Origin of the sequence: Aquitalea sp., assembly GCF_030150775.1 — a bacterium.
GTDB classification, from domain to species: Bacteria; Pseudomonadota; Gammaproteobacteria; order Burkholderiales; family Chromobacteriaceae; genus Aquitalea; species Aquitalea denitrificans.
In genome coordinates, this window is the sequence record NZ_JASLFG010000041.1 from 26,381 (window position 1) to 40,121 (window position 13,741).

Below are 13,741 nucleotides of genomic sequence, written 5' to 3' on the forward strand. Positions count from 1 at the left end.
CCGCAATAAGGAAGTACCACATCACTCACCCCCGGGGAGAAGGGCGTGCCGCCTTGCCACATCGAGCAGCAGTGACGTTAGCATAGTTCAATGCAGACTATCATGGCGCATCTGCGTTGCCACCAGATATAAAAAAACCGCCAATGGCGGTTTTTTCGTCTCAAGCAATATCGGCCATGCACTCACCCAGCCGTACCGGGCAGGCCGGCTGCCAGGCCGCATTGAAATGCATGCCACCACCGGCGGGAAACAGCAGTACCACGGTGGAACCCAACTGAAAGCGGCCCATTTCCTCACCCTTGCGGATGAAGATCTGCTGATCCTGGTAATCCCAGCGCTGGATCCGACCCGGACGCGGCGGGTTCACCAGGCCATGCCATACCGTGGCCATGCTGCCCACGATGGTGGCACCCACCAGCGTCAGGACAAAGCGGCCATGCGGACCGTCAAACTCACATACCACCCGCTCATTGCGGGCAAACAGGCCCGGCACACCACGCGCCGTGGCCGGATTCACCGAAAACAGCGCACCGGGAACATAAGTCATGCTCAACAGGCGGCCATCGCAGGGCATGTGGATGCGGTGATAATCACGCGGGCTCAGATAGATGGTGGCAAAGAAGCCATCCCGATAGTGCGCAGCCATGTCGGCATCACCACCTACCAGCGCTGTCGTGGAATAGTCATGACCCTTGGCCTGGAAAATCTGGTCCTGCCGGATTGCACCAAACTGGCTGACGGCACCATCTACCGGGCAGATCAATGCACTGTCGGCCAGCGGTCGCGCACCTGCGCGCAGCGGCCGGGTAAAAAACTGGTTGAAACTGGCATAGCTGGTAATATCCGGCGCGGCTGCTTCGGCCATGTTTACCTGATAGCGACCGACAAACCAGCGGATCACCGCCGTGGTCAGGCTGCCAGCCTCGGTGCCAGCCAGTTTGCCGGCCAGAATGGTCAGGGCCTGTTTAGGCAGAAGATATTGCAGCCATACGGCAAAGCGTTCGGACACGATGTGAAACCTTGAATGCGGACAGCCGGACATTATAAGCCGGACTGACAGTGAATGCGAAACGCCGATCTGCATTTGCCTGCACTGCCGCTGACTGACCACAAGCACTGGAAAGCAGGACCACTGCTATCTAGAATGCAGACGGGTTCTTCATTCAGCCCCACTTCCTCATAACAAGGAACCAAGATGAGCACACTGAACGTTCTGGCCATTTGCGGCAGCCTGCGCCGTGCCTCCACCAATATGGGTCTGCTGCGCTACGCCAAGGCACATGCGCCAGCCGGCATCCAGATCGAAATTGCCGATCTCAGTCAGGTCCCGTTCTACAACGCCGACATCACCGACAAACCGGCCGCCGTACAACAACTGCTGGCACAACTGGCACAGGCTGATGCCTTGCTGCTGGGCTGCCCGGAATACAACTACTCCATGGCTCCTGCGCTGAAAAACGCGCTGGACTGGGCATCGCGCGAACCCGACAACAAACTGCTGGCCGGCAAGGCTGTGGCCATTCTGGGCGCAGGTGGCGGCATGGGCACATCCCGCGCGCAATATCACCTGCGTCAGAGCTGCGTGTTTCTCGACCTGCACCCGCTGAACAAGCCGGAAGTGTTTGCCAATGCCTTTGCCGGTGGTTTTGATGCCGAGGGCAATCTCACTGACGAACGCCTGCAAGGCCTTGTCCTGCAGCAACTGGCAGCACTGCAAGCCCTGGTCAGCAAATTGGCCGCCTGATTCCCGGACACTGAAGTGAGCAACGCCGGCACGGTATCTCCCTGCCGGCGTTTTGCATGGATTTTTACTTAATTTTTCATCAATCCTGCCGATAATCAAACATCAGCTTGCCCTGCTACCGGCCCAGCCATTACCAGCCCGTCCCGCATTGCGCGCAAGCATTCTTGTCGTACTGAGCAGGAGCCTCTCATGACCATCAACAGCGTCAACAGCAGCCTGCTGCTGAATGCCACCCTCAGCAGCAGCACCGTTACCGACAGCAAAACCGGCAGCAGCACCAGCAGTAGCACCCTCACCGTGGATGAGGTGGTCACCATCGGGCAGAACAACGATGACAGCAGCGCCCTGACCTATGGCAAACCCACCGCCAGCAGCACGCCAAGCACACCAGTGGATGTGTCGGCCTTGCTGGCCAAATCCAACCAGCAGGTGTCGGACTTCCTCAAGCTGCTGGGCAACCTGGTTCAACAGCAGGGCCTGCAATGGAATAAGGTGGTGAGCGGGGAGCAACAGCTGACTGTCGATCCGCAAACCAAGGCAGCGGCTACCCAGGCACTGTCCGAAGATGGTGAGATGGGCATCAAGAACACTGCGCGTCGCATTCTGGACTTTGCCCGGCTGGGCATAGGTAATGACCCCAGCAAGCTGGACAGCATCCGCGCAGCGGTGCAGCAGGGTTTTGACGAGGCAAAAAAGGTATTTGGCGGCAGTCTGCCGGAAATCAGCAACCAGACACGGGATGCCATCATGGCCACGCTGGACGACTGGCAGAAGAATGGTCTGCCCAGCAATAACGACTACACGCTGATTCGGCCAGATCAGCAGCAGGACAACAGTCAAAGCACACAGAACAGCAGTAGCTGAGCAACTTGCCCGCCGCCCTGCCAGGCAGCGGGCAGGCCCGTCGACACTCAGTAAATGTCGCGACCGAAGTACTGCAGGCTCAGCTTGTGATAGGTGCCATTGGCCCGCAATGCGGCCATGGCCTTGTTCAGCCGTGCCACCAGCTCCTTGTCCTCCTTGCGCACCGCCATGCCGGCACCGGAACCCAGCACCTCGCGCTCGGCAGCATTGTCACCATTGATGGAGGGGCCGACCAAGGCAAACGCCTTGCCCGGCTCACTCTTCAGAAAACCTGCCTCGACTTGCAGCTCATCCTGGAAGCTGGCATCCAGCCGGCCATTTACCAGGTCGGCATAGGCCTTGTCCTGATCTTCATAACGCACCACATCCATGCCACGCGGCCCCCAGAACTTGCTCAGGTACATGTCGGCCGTGGTGCCGCGCTGCACACCTACCCGCTTGCCTTTCATGCCCTCCACCGTGAACCTGAGCGGACTGCCCTTGGCCGCAATCAGCCGTTGCGGCGTGCGGAAATAACGCTCGCTGAAACTGACGGCTTTGGCCCGTTCACTGGTAATGGTCATCGACGACATGATCACGTCGTACTTCTTGGCCATCAGGCCGGGGATGATGCCATCCCAGTCCTGATTGATCAGGCTGCAATGTGCTTTCATTTCTTTGCACAGGGCCATCGCCAGGTCTGCCTCGAACCCGACAATCTGCCCGGCCGGGTTCAACGATTCGAACGGCGGATAGGTGGCATCCATGCCGATACGCAGATTATTCAGATCCGTCGCCCCCGCTTGCAGGGCGACAGCAGACAACAACACGGCACACCAGGATTGCAGCTTCATCTTCATTCCTCCGGACTGGGTGAGTAGACAAACGCACGACAAGGGACGGCTTGGTGTTATCACGCCACACCCGTCAAGGAGTATGGCGGCACGGCAAAAGGGTTCTGACGGTCAGGAAAGGTCACGCTCCAGCAACAACATGTCGTCGAAGCGTTCCTGACGGCGGATCAGGCGGTATTGGCCCGGCCCGTCAATCAACACCGCAGCAGAGCGCGGCTGAGCGTTGTAGACGGTCTGGTTTTCCAGCTGGTAGGCACCCACATCCAGAAAGGCCAGCACATCGCCCGGCACACTGGCCTCAGGCAGCAAAAACTGCTCGCCCAGCGGGCCATGGCGGAAGTAATCGCCACCATCGCACAAGGGGCCGCCCAGCTTGACGGGCTGGCAGTGGCTGTCCGCAATGCGGCTGGCGTTGTAGACATAGAAATACCAGTCCTTGTAATCCGGAATGGCATTGAAACCGGCGTCCAGCATGCACCACTGCACCTGGCCTTCCACACTGCCATCCTCGCGCAACAAGGTTTTGCGCTTGGATGTCACCATGCTGGTAAGCAGCACCCCGGCACTGCTCACCACCTTGCGGCCAGGCTCGATGCAGATTTCAATATCGTCACGCCAGGCGTGTACTTCGCGGATGACGGCAGCAGCAAATTCATTGGCGCCGATCTGCGGCTGCATATTGTCCGGCCCGCCCAGGCCACGGTCGGTGGCGTAGCGGTACGGTGCCGGAATGCCGCCGCCGACGTTGATCATGTCAAAGCGCACCCCCAGTGCCGCTTCCAGCTGACGGGCACAATCCACCAGCACACGGGTGGCCGCGCCAAACGGCTCGGCATCCGGCACCTGGTCGCCCACATGCATGTGCAGGCCGCACAGCTTTACATAGGGCATGTCCAGTGCCTGACGGCAAATGCCTTCGGCGTCGGCCAGATCCACCCCGGACTTGGCACGGAATGCCGTCATCAGGCCCTCGTGGGTGGCGGCTTTGACATTGGGTTCCACCCGCAGGCAGATGCGTACCGGAATTTGCAGCTGACGGCTGATGCGGGCTATGGCCTGCAATTCGTGCTCGCTATCCACATTGATGGCATGCAGCTGCTGGCGGATGGCGAATTCCAGTTCCTCATCACGCTTCACCACGCCGTTGTAGACAATCTGGCTACCGGCAAAACCTGCGGCCAGACAGCGGCGGATTTCATTGGCCGAATTGGCTTCGATGCTGATGCCGGATTCGCGCACCACCTGCAATACCGCCAGCAGGGAGCAAGCCTTGGAGGCGTAGCAGATGCGGGTATTGGCATGGCTGGCAAAGGCCTGCTTGATTTCGTCGACATTGCGGCGGATTTCCGGCGCGGAATACACGAATAGCGGTGCGCCGAATTCTGCGGCCAGCGCGGCCAGCCCCACCCCCTCCATCTGTAACTGTCCATCAGCAGCAGACAGACGGCGGTCGTGTTGCAGGGTGTATTGCCGTTGGGAATCGAAATCGTGATGCATGTGCGCTCCGTCATGTTGTGTTGTTTGTTGCCAAACATACGGAAATCGCCTAGTTTTCACGAACGAATAATTGGCATCGAACCATTCCATTCCGTCATGAATGAAACCCATCACCTGCCCTCGCTCACCGCCTTGCGCGCCTTTGTCACCGTCATCGACACCGGCAGCTTTACCGAGGCCGCACGCCGCCTGTTCCTGACCCAGGGTGCCATCAGCAAGCAGATCAGCCTGCTGGAGCAGCACTACGCCACCGCGCTATTGCAAAGGCAGCACCGGCAGATACGCCCGACACCGGCAGGCCAGACCCTGCTGCCGGTGGCGCGTGATGTGGTGGAGCGGCTGAAGGAGGTTGAGCGCAAGCTGAAAACGCAAAGCGACATCCTCAGCCTGCAGGTGTATGTCAGCTTTGCCGTACGCTGGCTGATGCCGCGGCTGGGCAGCTTTTACCAGCAACACCCGCTTACCCAGCTACGCATAGACAGCATGGTGTACGAACCCGCCGAGCTGGACCCGGCCATCAACCAGGCCTACATCCTGTTCGGCCATGGCCAATGGCCTGACATGCAGGCCGAACTGCTGCTGCCAGAGCTACTAAGCCCAGTGTGCGCACCGTCCATGCTGGCAGAACTACCCTCGCTGGACGCGCTGGCCGGCCACACCCTGTTTCATACCACCCGCGACTACGAGGAATGGATTGGCTGGCTGGCCACGCAAGATATCCGCTCGCTGGTACAGTACAAGCATCAGGTGGTTGATTTGCACCACTTGGCCTGGACCGCCGCCGCCAGCGGACTGGGCGTGGCCATCGGCGATATGGAATTACTGCAGGACGAGCTGGAACAAGGCCGGCTGGTGCGGCCCTTCGACAGCGTGCTGCGTACCGGTGCCGGCTACTGGCTGGTGTATCCGCACAGCTACGCCGAGCATCCCGGGCTACAAGCCTTGCTGAGCTGGCTGCGCGAACAGGCCGCGCTCAAACGGCTGCAGCAATAGAAAAAACCCGGCATGAGGCCGGGCAACAAGTCAACAACACAGGAGAAATTACAAGGGAAGATGGCTGGACAGGGCATTGAGCTTGCGCAGTGCCAGCCGGAAGCGGGTATGGGCGCGCGACACGGTGGATTCGCTGATATCCATCTGCTGGGCAGCAAAATAACCGGTCATGCCTTCCACTTCCATCAGCCATACTGCTTCGCGCGACCGCTTTTTCAGGCCGATCAGGTCGGCCACCTGGTTGAAATCGTCAAGTTTCATGGCGCTGATCTCCGACATCATGGGTGGGGGATGATGTACCTGGCCAGTGCTGCTGGACACTGGCAACCCCGGCTGACATCCAGACACGGGGCCCATATCTGCAGCATAGATGCTTGCATTAAAAATGCACTATCAGATTTTACCCACAGGCAAAATCATTACCCCTCACGCAGCTCCAGCCAGTCCAGCATCCCCAGGCCCGCAGCCCGGCCGCTAGCCAGGCAGGCGGTAAGTAGATAGCCGCCGGTGGGTGCCTCCCAATCCAGCATTTCCCCGGCGCAAAATACGCCGGGCAAGGTCTTGAGCATCAGCCGCCCATCCATGGCCTCAAACCGCACACCACCAGCGGTGCTGATGGCTTCGTCGATGGGACGAGTGGCATGCACGGTCAGCGGCAGGCGCTTGATGCCGGCTGCCAGACTGGCCATATCATTGAAAGCCTCCTTGCTCAGACACTCGCGCAGCAGCCCGGCCCGTACGCCCTTGAGATTGAGCCGGCTTTGCAGATGGCTGGACAGCGAGCGCGAGCCACGCGGGTGCATCACTTCTGCCGCCACCTGTTCGGCACTCTTTTGTGGCAGCAAATCCAGATACACCGTGGCACTGCCATTGGCCAGCAAGCTGTCGCGGATGGGCGCGCTGAAGGCATAGATCAGGTTGCCCTCCACCCCATAACTGCTGATCACGCACTCGCCGGTCTTGCGCACGGTATTGCCAGCCGGATCGGTAAACTCCAGTGTCACCGACTTGAGCGGCTGGCCGGCATACTTGTCGGCAAAGTGTGCACTCCAGTTGCAATCAAAACCACAATTGGCCGGCAACAGTGGACGCACGTCCACGCCGCGCTCTGCCAGCACGGGCAGCCAGCTGCCATCCGAGCCCAGCTTTTTCCAGCTGCCGCCACCCAGTGCCAGCAGCACGGCATCATGCCGTACCAGCAAGTCACCATCCGGCGTAGCAAAACGCAGCGCGCCCTGTGCATCCCAACCCAGCCAGCGATGCCGCACGCGAAACTGCACACCGGCCCCACGCAAGCGCGCCAGCCAGGCCCGCAGCAAGGGCGCTGCCTTCATTTCGCGCGGAAATACCTTGCCGGAACTGCCGACAAAGGTTTCCACGCCCAGGCCATGTACCCAGTCGCGCAGACGATCGGCATCAAACCCTGCCAACAAGGCCGTCATTTCGGCCTCGCGCTCCCGATAGCGCCCCAGAAAATCCGCCCGGGGTTCAGAGTGGGTAATGTTCATGCCGCCCACCCCGGCCAGCAGGAACTTGCGCCCTACCGACGGCATGGCGTCGTACACCGTCACCCGCACTCCCGCGCTGGACAGCACTTCGGCTGCCATCAGCCCGGCGGGGCCACCACCGACAATGGCTACATGAAACAGGGACGGGGATGAGGGCATAGCAACTCCTGATTCCTGGCCTGGAAGCCAGCGGTAAAGCACATAAAGCGGGCAGCGGTAAATACCCGCCACGCGATGGAGGGCGGATTGTTGCAGAAAACCCGTCATAGCCCAAGCGTGTTGATGGTTGGCCTCTGCAGCACGGCAGATATTTGATATAAGCCAAGCATTGGTCATATGCCATGCGCTAGGCTGCGCGCTGTCAGCACGGCATCACATTGCCATGCCACAATCACGACGCTGCAACATAACAACAGAAAACAAAACAAAAGGAGGCGGGTTATCCCGTTTGCAATGAAGAAATTTTCCGAGTGGCCGATCTGGCTGAGGCTGACCAGCGCCATCTGGTGCTGCCTTGTCATTGCATGGAGTGGGCTGATTGCCTGGGAAACCACGGTCAGTCGTGATATTGCCGTATCGCAGGCCAAGGATCTGGCCAGCAGCATGAACGAAATGACCCTGGCCGGGCTCACCGGCATGATGATGACCGGCACCGTAGGTCAGCGCGATGTGTTTCTGGATCAGATCAAGGAACTGTCAGCCGTCCGGGAACTGCGCGTGATTCGCGGCGATGCCGTCAGCAAACAGTTTGGCCCGGGTAATGCCGGCGACAAGGCCCATGCTGCCGATGCCGCAGAAAAGAGCGCCCTCTCCAGTGGCCAGCCCTTTGTTGCCATCGAATCCAGCCCGCAACTGGGCGAGCACCTGCATGTGATTTATCCGGCGCGTGCGGCCAGCAACTATCTGGGCAAAAACTGCATGGGCTGTCATCAGGTGAGTGAAGGCACGCCGCTGGGTGCGGTCAGCATGCGCATCTCTCTGGAAAAACCCTATGCGTCAGTGGCGCAGTTCCGCAACCAGAGCATCCTGTTTGCCGTCGTGGCCTCGCTGCCGCTGATGGTGGTGGTATTCCTGTTCATCCGCCGCTTTGTCACCCGTCCGCTACAGGCCATGGCTTCCGGTCTGTCCGAACTGGCCAAGGGCGAAGGCGACCTTACCCGCCGTCTGGAAGTAAAACATAAGGATGAAATCGGCAAGACCGCCGGCCTGTTCAACCAGATGCTGGCGTCCATTGCCGATCTGGTCAGACAGGTGGGCACGGCCGCGCACAGTGTTGCCACCTCTTCCGCCCAGTTGCGCCAGGGGGCCGAAAAGCTGGCCGACGGGTCGCGCGCGCAAAACGGCCAGTCACAGGATGCCGCTCAGGCAGTAGAACAGCTGGCCGAGCATATCGGTGACATCGCCCGCCATGCCGAACAGGTGCTGATTCAGTCGGACGAAAGCCTGCAACGCTCGCAGCAGGGACGGCAGAATCTGGCCCAGCTGCAACAGGAAGTGGGCCAGATCCAGCAGGCTGTCGAGATGATGTCCGAAGCGGAAACCGAGCTGATGCAATCCACCAGCTCGATTACCAGCATGACCCAGCAGGTGCGCGACATCGCCGAGCAGACCAATCTGCTGGCGCTCAATGCCGCCATCGAAGCCGCGCGCGCAGGCGAAGCAGGCCGCGGCTTTGCCGTGGTGGCAGACGAAGTACGCAAGCTAGCGGAAAAGTCCGCCCTGTCTGCCCGTGAAATCGATACCGTGACCAGTGCACTGAACAACAAGACCGAAGCCGTACGCCAGGCCGTGGCCGCCAGCCTGACCTCGCTGGAAGCCAGCCACCAGTCGGCCGGCCAGGTTGCCAGCGTACTGGATGCGGCCAGCGCCTCGGCCACCTCGGTGCGTAACGGCCTGCGCCAGATCGTGCAGGTAACCGAGCAGCAACGCGAAGCCAGTCAGCGCGTGACCCGCAATATCGAAAGCATTGCCGAGCTGGCCAGCACCAACGATGCCGCCATCCAGCATACGGTTCATTCCGCGGAAGCGCTGGAAGGACTGGCCGGTGGACTGAACGACTCGGTAGCGCGCTTCAGGGTATAAATCCCGGCCTGGCCGGACACACCACGCCAGTGCGCCACCGCCCACTGGCGTTTTTCATGCCAGCAAGCGCGCCCACATATGGGCAAAACCACACAAAGCGGCTGGAATTGCTGACGTGGCCAATACCTTGTTTGGACAATGCGCCGCCAACTGTTACACTGCCCACCCTTTCTGTCGTTACATCGCCAAGTCCGTGAAAAAAATCGCCTTTTCCAGCCTCACCGCGCTGCCTGCCGCCCTGCTCTCCAATCTGGACAGCCTGGGTTACCACAGCATGACCCCCATCCAGGCAGAAAGCCTGCCGGTGATTCTGGAAGGACGCGACCTGATCGCCCAGGCCAAGACCGGCAGCGGCAAGACAGCGGCCTTCGGCCTTGGCATGCTGGCTGGCATCAATCCGCGCTGGTTTGCCGTGCAGGGGCTGGTACTCTGCCCAACGCGCGAACTGGCCGACCAGGTGGCACAGGAAATCCGCCGTCTGGCCCGCAGTATCGACAATATCAAGGTGGTCACCCTCACTGGCGGCTCGCCGATGGGACCGCAGCGCGGCTCGCTGGAACACGGCGCGCACATTGTGGTGGGCACCCCTGGCCGGCTGCAGGATCACCTGTTCCGCCAGTCGCTGGACCTGTCCAATGTGAAAATGCTGGTGCTGGACGAAGCCGACCGCATGATAGACATGGGCTTCATCGAAGAAATCGTCGGCATCGTGCGCGCCTGCCCGCGCACCCGCCAGACCTTGCTGTTCTCCGCCACCTACCCGGACACCATCCGCAAAGCCAGCGCACAGTTCCTGCGCCAGCCGGTGGAGGTGAAGGTACAGGCCCTGCACAGCGGCGACCACATCGAACAATGGTTCTACAAGGTGAAGCCGGAAACCCGGCTGGAAACCGTTACCCGCATCCTGCAGCACGTGCGCCCGGCCTCGGCGCTGGCCTTCTGCAATACCAAGGAACGCTGCAAGGAGCTGGTGAAAGACCTGCAAAACCGTGGTTTCTCGGCACTGGCACTGTATGGCGATCTGGAACAACGCGACCGTGACCAGATCCTGCTGCGCTTTGCCAACAAGAGCACCACCGTGCTGGTGGCTACCGACGTGGCCGCCCGTGGTCTGGATATCAAGGAGCTGGATCTGGTGATCAATGTGGACGTGAGCCACGATCCGGAAATCCATATCCACCGTATCGGCCGTACCGGTCGCGGCGAGCTGCACGGCCTGGCCATGACCCTGACCTGCGAAAATGATGCGCGCCGCCTGGTGCAAATCGAGGACTATCAGAAAGCCCCGCTCACCTGGGCCGAAGTCACCGAACTGACCCCGGCTCCGGGCGGCCAGCTGATTCCGGCCATGGTGACGCTGGAAATTGCCGGCGGCAAACGTGACAAGCTACGCCCCGGCGACATTCTGGGCGCGCTCACCGGCGACGGCGGGGTGGATGGCAGCCATGTCGGCAAGATCAACGTCCTGGAAGGTGCCAGCTTTGTCGCCTTGCAGCGTGATATTGCCGAACAGGCCTTCGAGCGTCTGTCCACCAGCAAGATCAAGGGCCGCCTGTTCAAGATGCGCTTTGTCGAATAAGCCTTGCGCGACGCACCATGCAAAAGCCACCCCAAGGGGTGGCTTTTGTCATTTCAGCCGCGCAACACACTGACTTAGAACGGCTTATCACCCAGAATCGTGGCCCGGTGCATGATGCGGCGGTTGGGGCGGTAATCGTCCACCGCATAATGACTGGTGGAGCGGTTATCCCAGAACGCCACATCGCCAGCCTGCCAGCGCCAGCGGATAGTGAATTCCGGCCGCGCCTGATGGGCGAGCAGGAAGGCCAGCAAGGCCGCGCCCTCTTCCTCCGGCAGTTCGTTGATTTCGGTGGTGAAACCGCCATTGACGAACAAACCTTTGCGACCGCTGACCGGATGGGTACGCACCACCGGATGGCTTAGCGGCGGATTGTCGCGCCGGGTCTGTTCCCATTTTTCCCGGTCGGCCGGCGTCAGGCCAAAGCGCTTGAGCGGGAAAGTCTTGGTGAAGTCATGGGTGGCAGTCAGCCCTTCCAGCAAGGCTTTCAGACCGTCGGACAGCGCATCCCAGGCAGCAAAGCTGCTGGCCCACAGCGTGTCACCGCCAAACTCCGGCAGCAAGCGCGCCGCCAGCACCGCAGCCGCCGGCGGGGTTTCGATGAAGGTGACATCGGTATGCCAGATGGCATTGTCCTTCAGGTCGAAAGCGTCGGTATCCAGAATCATCACCTGCGGCGCATCCGGGTGTTGCGGGTAGATGGGGTGGGTGTGCAGATCGCCAAAGCGGGCGGCAAAATCGCGCTGCTGGCGCGGGCTGATGTCCTGATTACGGAAGAACAGCACCTGATGTTGCAGCAGCGCCTGCTGTATCTCCTGCTGCAGGCTGTCAGTCAGCGGCTGCGCCAGATCCACACCTTCAACAATCGCACCCAGCGCCGGGGACAAACGGGTAAGAGTCAGACTCATCTTCTATTCCTTGCATCATTCGGTTCTGGCCGCCGCCACAGGCAGCGACCATCAAATCTCTTTAGTCGAGCTGGCCATGCCAGGGTGCCAGTCGCCGCTGCAACAGGCGCAAGCCCAGCTCCAGCGCAAAGGCAATCACCGCAATCACCGCGATGCCCAGAATCACCACATCCGTCACCAGGAACTGCGCTGCCGACTGCACCATGAAACCCAGCCCGCGGGTGGCAGCCACCAGCTCGGCCGCCACCAGGGTGGACCAGCCGGTACCCAGGCCGATGCGGATGCCGGTGAGGATTTCCGGCAAGGCCTCGGGCAGGATGACAAACCACAGCAACTGGCTGCGGCTGGCCCCCAGTGTCTGGGCGGCACGCAGGCGGTTACGGCTGACCTGTGCCACGCCGTGGCTGGTGGCGATGATGACCGGGGCCAGCACGGCCAGGAAAATCAGCAGCACCTTGGACAATTCGCCGATGCCGAACCAGATGACAATCAGCGGCAGATAAGCCAGCGGTGGCACCGGGCGATAGGCTTCAATCAGCGGGTCCAGCAGGCCACGCGCCACCGGGCTGACGCCCATCAGCACACCCAGCGGAATACCCAGCAACACCGCAGCCAGCAAGGCCAGCACGATGCGCTGCAGGCTGGCCGCCAGGTGCTGCCACAAGGTGGCATCCATGAAACCCTGGGTGCTGACGGTGATCAGCTTGGCCACCACCGCTTCGGGCGCAGGCAGAAACAAGGGCGGCACAATGCCGCTGTGCGACAGTCCCCACCAGCCGCCCAATACCGCCAGCAGGCTGATCAGGCTGAGCCAGCCACGGCGGTATTGCCGCCACCATGTGCTACGCGCTGTCAGGGTGGCCACCGGCAGTTCATCCGGCACCGGTTTGCTGGCGGCCACGCCGGCCAGTTTCTGCTCCAGAGTGTTTTCCAGTGCATTCATGCGGCAATCTCCTCGGCCTGACGGCGATGGTCGAACAGGGTGGCCAGCAATTGCTCGCGCAGCGCGATGAAGGCCGGATCGGACTTGATGGCCCGCGCCGATTCACCCGCCCGGTAACGCTGGCTGAAGCCCGGGCGCAGGGTTTCGACAATGCGGCCCGGCCCCGGCGACATCAGCACCAGTTCGGTGGCCAGAAACAGCGCCTCTTCGATATCGTGGGTAATCAGGAAAATGCGTCGCCGCGCCTGCTGCCACACCTTGAGCAGTAGCTCCTGCATTTGCTCGCGGGTAAAGGCATCCAGTGCGCCGAAGGGTTCGTCCATCAGCAATACCTGCGAATGGCTGGCCAGCGCACGGGCAATCCCCACGCGCTGACGCTGGCCGCCGGACAGCTGCCAGCTGTAGCGACTGCCGGCCTCCGGCAGGTCGACCAGGCGCAGCACCTCGTCAGCCCGCGCCAGCCGTTCGGCCTTGGCCACGCCTTGCAGGCGCAAGCCAAAAGCCACGTTGTCGCGCACGGAAAGCCAGGGCAGCAAGGCGTCGTGCTGAAACACCACCGCGCGGTCCGCGCCCGGCCCGGTCACCCGGCTATCCCCAAAGCGCACCTCGCCGCCATCCGGCTGGACAAAACCGGCAAACAGATTCAGCAAGGTGGTCTTGCCGCAGCCGGACGGCCCCAGTGCCACGGTCAGGTCATCCGGACCGATATCCAGCGACACTTCGGACAAGGCGGGCCGGTCCTGACCGGGATAGCGCACGCTCACCTTGTTGGCGGAGAGGATGGCCATGA

Annotated in this window: 13 protein-coding genes; 5 read left to right on the forward strand and 8 right to left on the reverse strand. The window is 61.1% G+C overall.

What is annotated here, in order from left to right; all coding sequences use genetic code 11:
• Positions 1–160: 160 nt before the first annotated feature.
• Positions 161–1,009 carry an archaetidylserine decarboxylase gene (gene asd / locus QVF59_RS14625; protein ID WP_159876162.1) on the reverse strand — a complete coding sequence of 283 codons (849 nt, stop codon included), beginning with the start codon at positions 1,007–1,009 and terminating at the stop codon, positions 161–163.
• Positions 1,010–1,195: 186 nt separating this feature from the next.
• Between asd and QVF59_RS14630 the strand changes: the two genes are divergently transcribed.
• Both QVF59_RS14630 and QVF59_RS14635 read left to right on the forward strand, forming a co-directional pair.
• Complete coding sequence (locus QVF59_RS14630) at positions 1,196–1,744, forward strand: NADPH-dependent FMN reductase (protein ID WP_287880892.1); 549 nt, start codon at positions 1,196–1,198, stop codon at positions 1,742–1,744.
• A 189-nt stretch (positions 1,745–1,933) separates the two neighbouring features.
• Positions 1,934–2,608 carry a hypothetical protein gene (locus QVF59_RS14635; protein ID WP_159876158.1) on the forward strand — a complete coding sequence of 225 codons (675 nt, stop codon included), beginning with the start codon at positions 1,934–1,936 and terminating at the stop codon, positions 2,606–2,608.
• A 47-nt stretch (positions 2,609–2,655) separates the two neighbouring features.
• Here the strand turns inward: QVF59_RS14635 and QVF59_RS14640 are convergent, their stop codons facing one another.
• Together QVF59_RS14640 and dokD are read right to left on the reverse strand one after the other, a co-directional pair.
• Positions 2,656–3,441, reverse strand: coding sequence for an ABC transporter substrate-binding protein (locus tag QVF59_RS14640; protein WP_287880894.1), 786 nt, complete (start codon positions 3,439–3,441; stop codon positions 2,656–2,658).
• A 111-nt stretch (positions 3,442–3,552) separates the two neighbouring features.
• Positions 3,553–4,938 carry an ornithine/lysine decarboxylase DokD gene (dokD, locus tag QVF59_RS14645; RefSeq protein ID WP_287880896.1) on the reverse strand — a complete coding sequence of 462 codons (1,386 nt, stop codon included), beginning with the start codon at positions 4,936–4,938 and terminating at the stop codon, positions 3,553–3,555.
• A gap of 96 nt (positions 4,939–5,034) precedes the next feature.
• Between dokD and QVF59_RS14650 the strand changes: the two genes are divergently transcribed.
• Complete coding sequence (locus QVF59_RS14650; protein WP_287880898.1) at positions 5,035–5,931, forward strand: LysR substrate-binding domain-containing protein; 897 nt, start codon at positions 5,035–5,037, stop codon at positions 5,929–5,931.
• A gap of 48 nt (positions 5,932–5,979) precedes the next feature.
• Here the strand turns inward: QVF59_RS14650 and QVF59_RS14655 are convergent, their stop codons facing one another.
• Together QVF59_RS14655 and QVF59_RS14660 are read right to left on the reverse strand one after the other, a co-directional pair.
• Positions 5,980–6,192 (reverse strand): sigma factor-like helix-turn-helix DNA-binding protein, encoded by a 213-nt coding sequence (locus QVF59_RS14655; RefSeq protein WP_089084870.1) that lies wholly within the window; start codon positions 6,190–6,192, stop codon positions 5,980–5,982.
• A 158-nt stretch (positions 6,193–6,350) separates the two neighbouring features.
• Positions 6,351–7,598, reverse strand: coding sequence for a TIGR03862 family flavoprotein (locus QVF59_RS14660; protein ID WP_287880899.1), 1,248 nt, complete (start codon positions 7,596–7,598; stop codon positions 6,351–6,353).
• Between the two features lie 294 nt (positions 7,599–7,892).
• On the opposite strand from QVF59_RS14660, the gene QVF59_RS14665 reads away from it, so the two are divergent.
• On the forward strand, positions 7,893–9,521 hold the full coding sequence (locus tag QVF59_RS14665) for a methyl-accepting chemotaxis protein (protein WP_287880901.1): 1,629 nt from the start codon (positions 7,893–7,895) through the stop codon (positions 9,519–9,521).
• A 115-nt stretch (positions 9,522–9,636) separates the two neighbouring features.
• A complete protein-coding gene (gene dbpA, locus QVF59_RS14670; protein ID WP_287880902.1) occupies positions 9,637–11,100 on the forward strand; it encodes an ATP-dependent RNA helicase DbpA in 1,464 nt (487 codons plus the stop codon).
• Positions 11,101–11,174: 74 nt separating this feature from the next.
• Here dbpA and tauD read toward each other — a convergent pair whose 3' ends face one another.
• From tauD to tauB, 3 genes are all read right to left on the reverse strand, one after another.
• Complete coding sequence (gene tauD, locus QVF59_RS14675) at positions 11,175–12,008, reverse strand: taurine dioxygenase (protein ID WP_287880903.1); 834 nt, start codon at positions 12,006–12,008, stop codon at positions 11,175–11,177.
• A 61-nt stretch (positions 12,009–12,069) separates the two neighbouring features.
• Positions 12,070–12,951, reverse strand: a complete 882-nt coding sequence (tauC, locus tag QVF59_RS14680) for a taurine ABC transporter permease TauC (RefSeq protein ID WP_287880905.1) — start codon at positions 12,949–12,951, stop codon at positions 12,070–12,072.
• Entirely contained in the window at positions 12,948–13,739 is a 792-nt protein-coding gene (gene tauB / locus QVF59_RS14685) for a taurine ABC transporter ATP-binding subunit (protein WP_287880906.1), read from the reverse strand. The genes tauC and tauB overlap by 4 nt, the downstream gene beginning before the upstream one ends.
• Positions 13,740–13,741: the final 2 nt, after the last annotated feature.

Bases quoted from the DNA above. Each gene is read 5' to 3' on its own strand.
- QVF59_RS14650 (WP_287880898.1), top strand. From the start codon at position 5,035: ATGAATGAAACCCATCACCTGCCCTCGCTCACCGCCTTGCGCGCCTTT.
- QVF59_RS14665 (WP_287880901.1), top strand. From the start codon at position 7,893: ATGAAGAAATTTTCCGAGTGGCCGATCTGGCTGAGGCTGACCAGCGCC.
- QVF59_RS14630 (WP_287880892.1), top strand. From the start codon at position 1,196: ATGAGCACACTGAACGTTCTGGCCATTTGCGGCAGCCTGCGCCGTGCC.
- QVF59_RS14640 (WP_287880894.1), bottom strand. From the start codon at position 3,441: ATGAAGCTGCAATCCTGGTGTGCCGTGTTGTTGTCTGCTGTCGCCCTG.
- QVF59_RS14635 (WP_159876158.1), top strand. From the start codon at position 1,934: ATGACCATCAACAGCGTCAACAGCAGCCTGCTGCTGAATGCCACCCTC.
- QVF59_RS14660 (WP_287880899.1), bottom strand. From the start codon at position 7,598: ATGCCCTCATCCCCGTCCCTGTTTCATGTAGCCATTGTCGGTGGTGGC.
- tauD (WP_287880903.1), bottom strand. From the start codon at position 12,008: ATGAGTCTGACTCTTACCCGTTTGTCCCCGGCGCTGGGTGCGATTGTT.
- tauC (WP_287880905.1), bottom strand. From the start codon at position 12,951: ATGAATGCACTGGAAAACACTCTGGAGCAGAAACTGGCCGGCGTGGCC.
- QVF59_RS14655 (WP_089084870.1), bottom strand. From the start codon at position 6,192: ATGAAACTTGACGATTTCAACCAGGTGGCCGACCTGATCGGCCTGAAA.
- tauB (WP_287880906.1), bottom strand. From the start codon at position 13,739: ATGGCCATCCTCTCCGCCAACAAGGTGAGCGTGCGCTATCCCGGTCAG.
- dokD (WP_287880896.1), bottom strand. From the start codon at position 4,938: ATGCATCACGATTTCGATTCCCAACGGCAATACACCCTGCAACACGAC.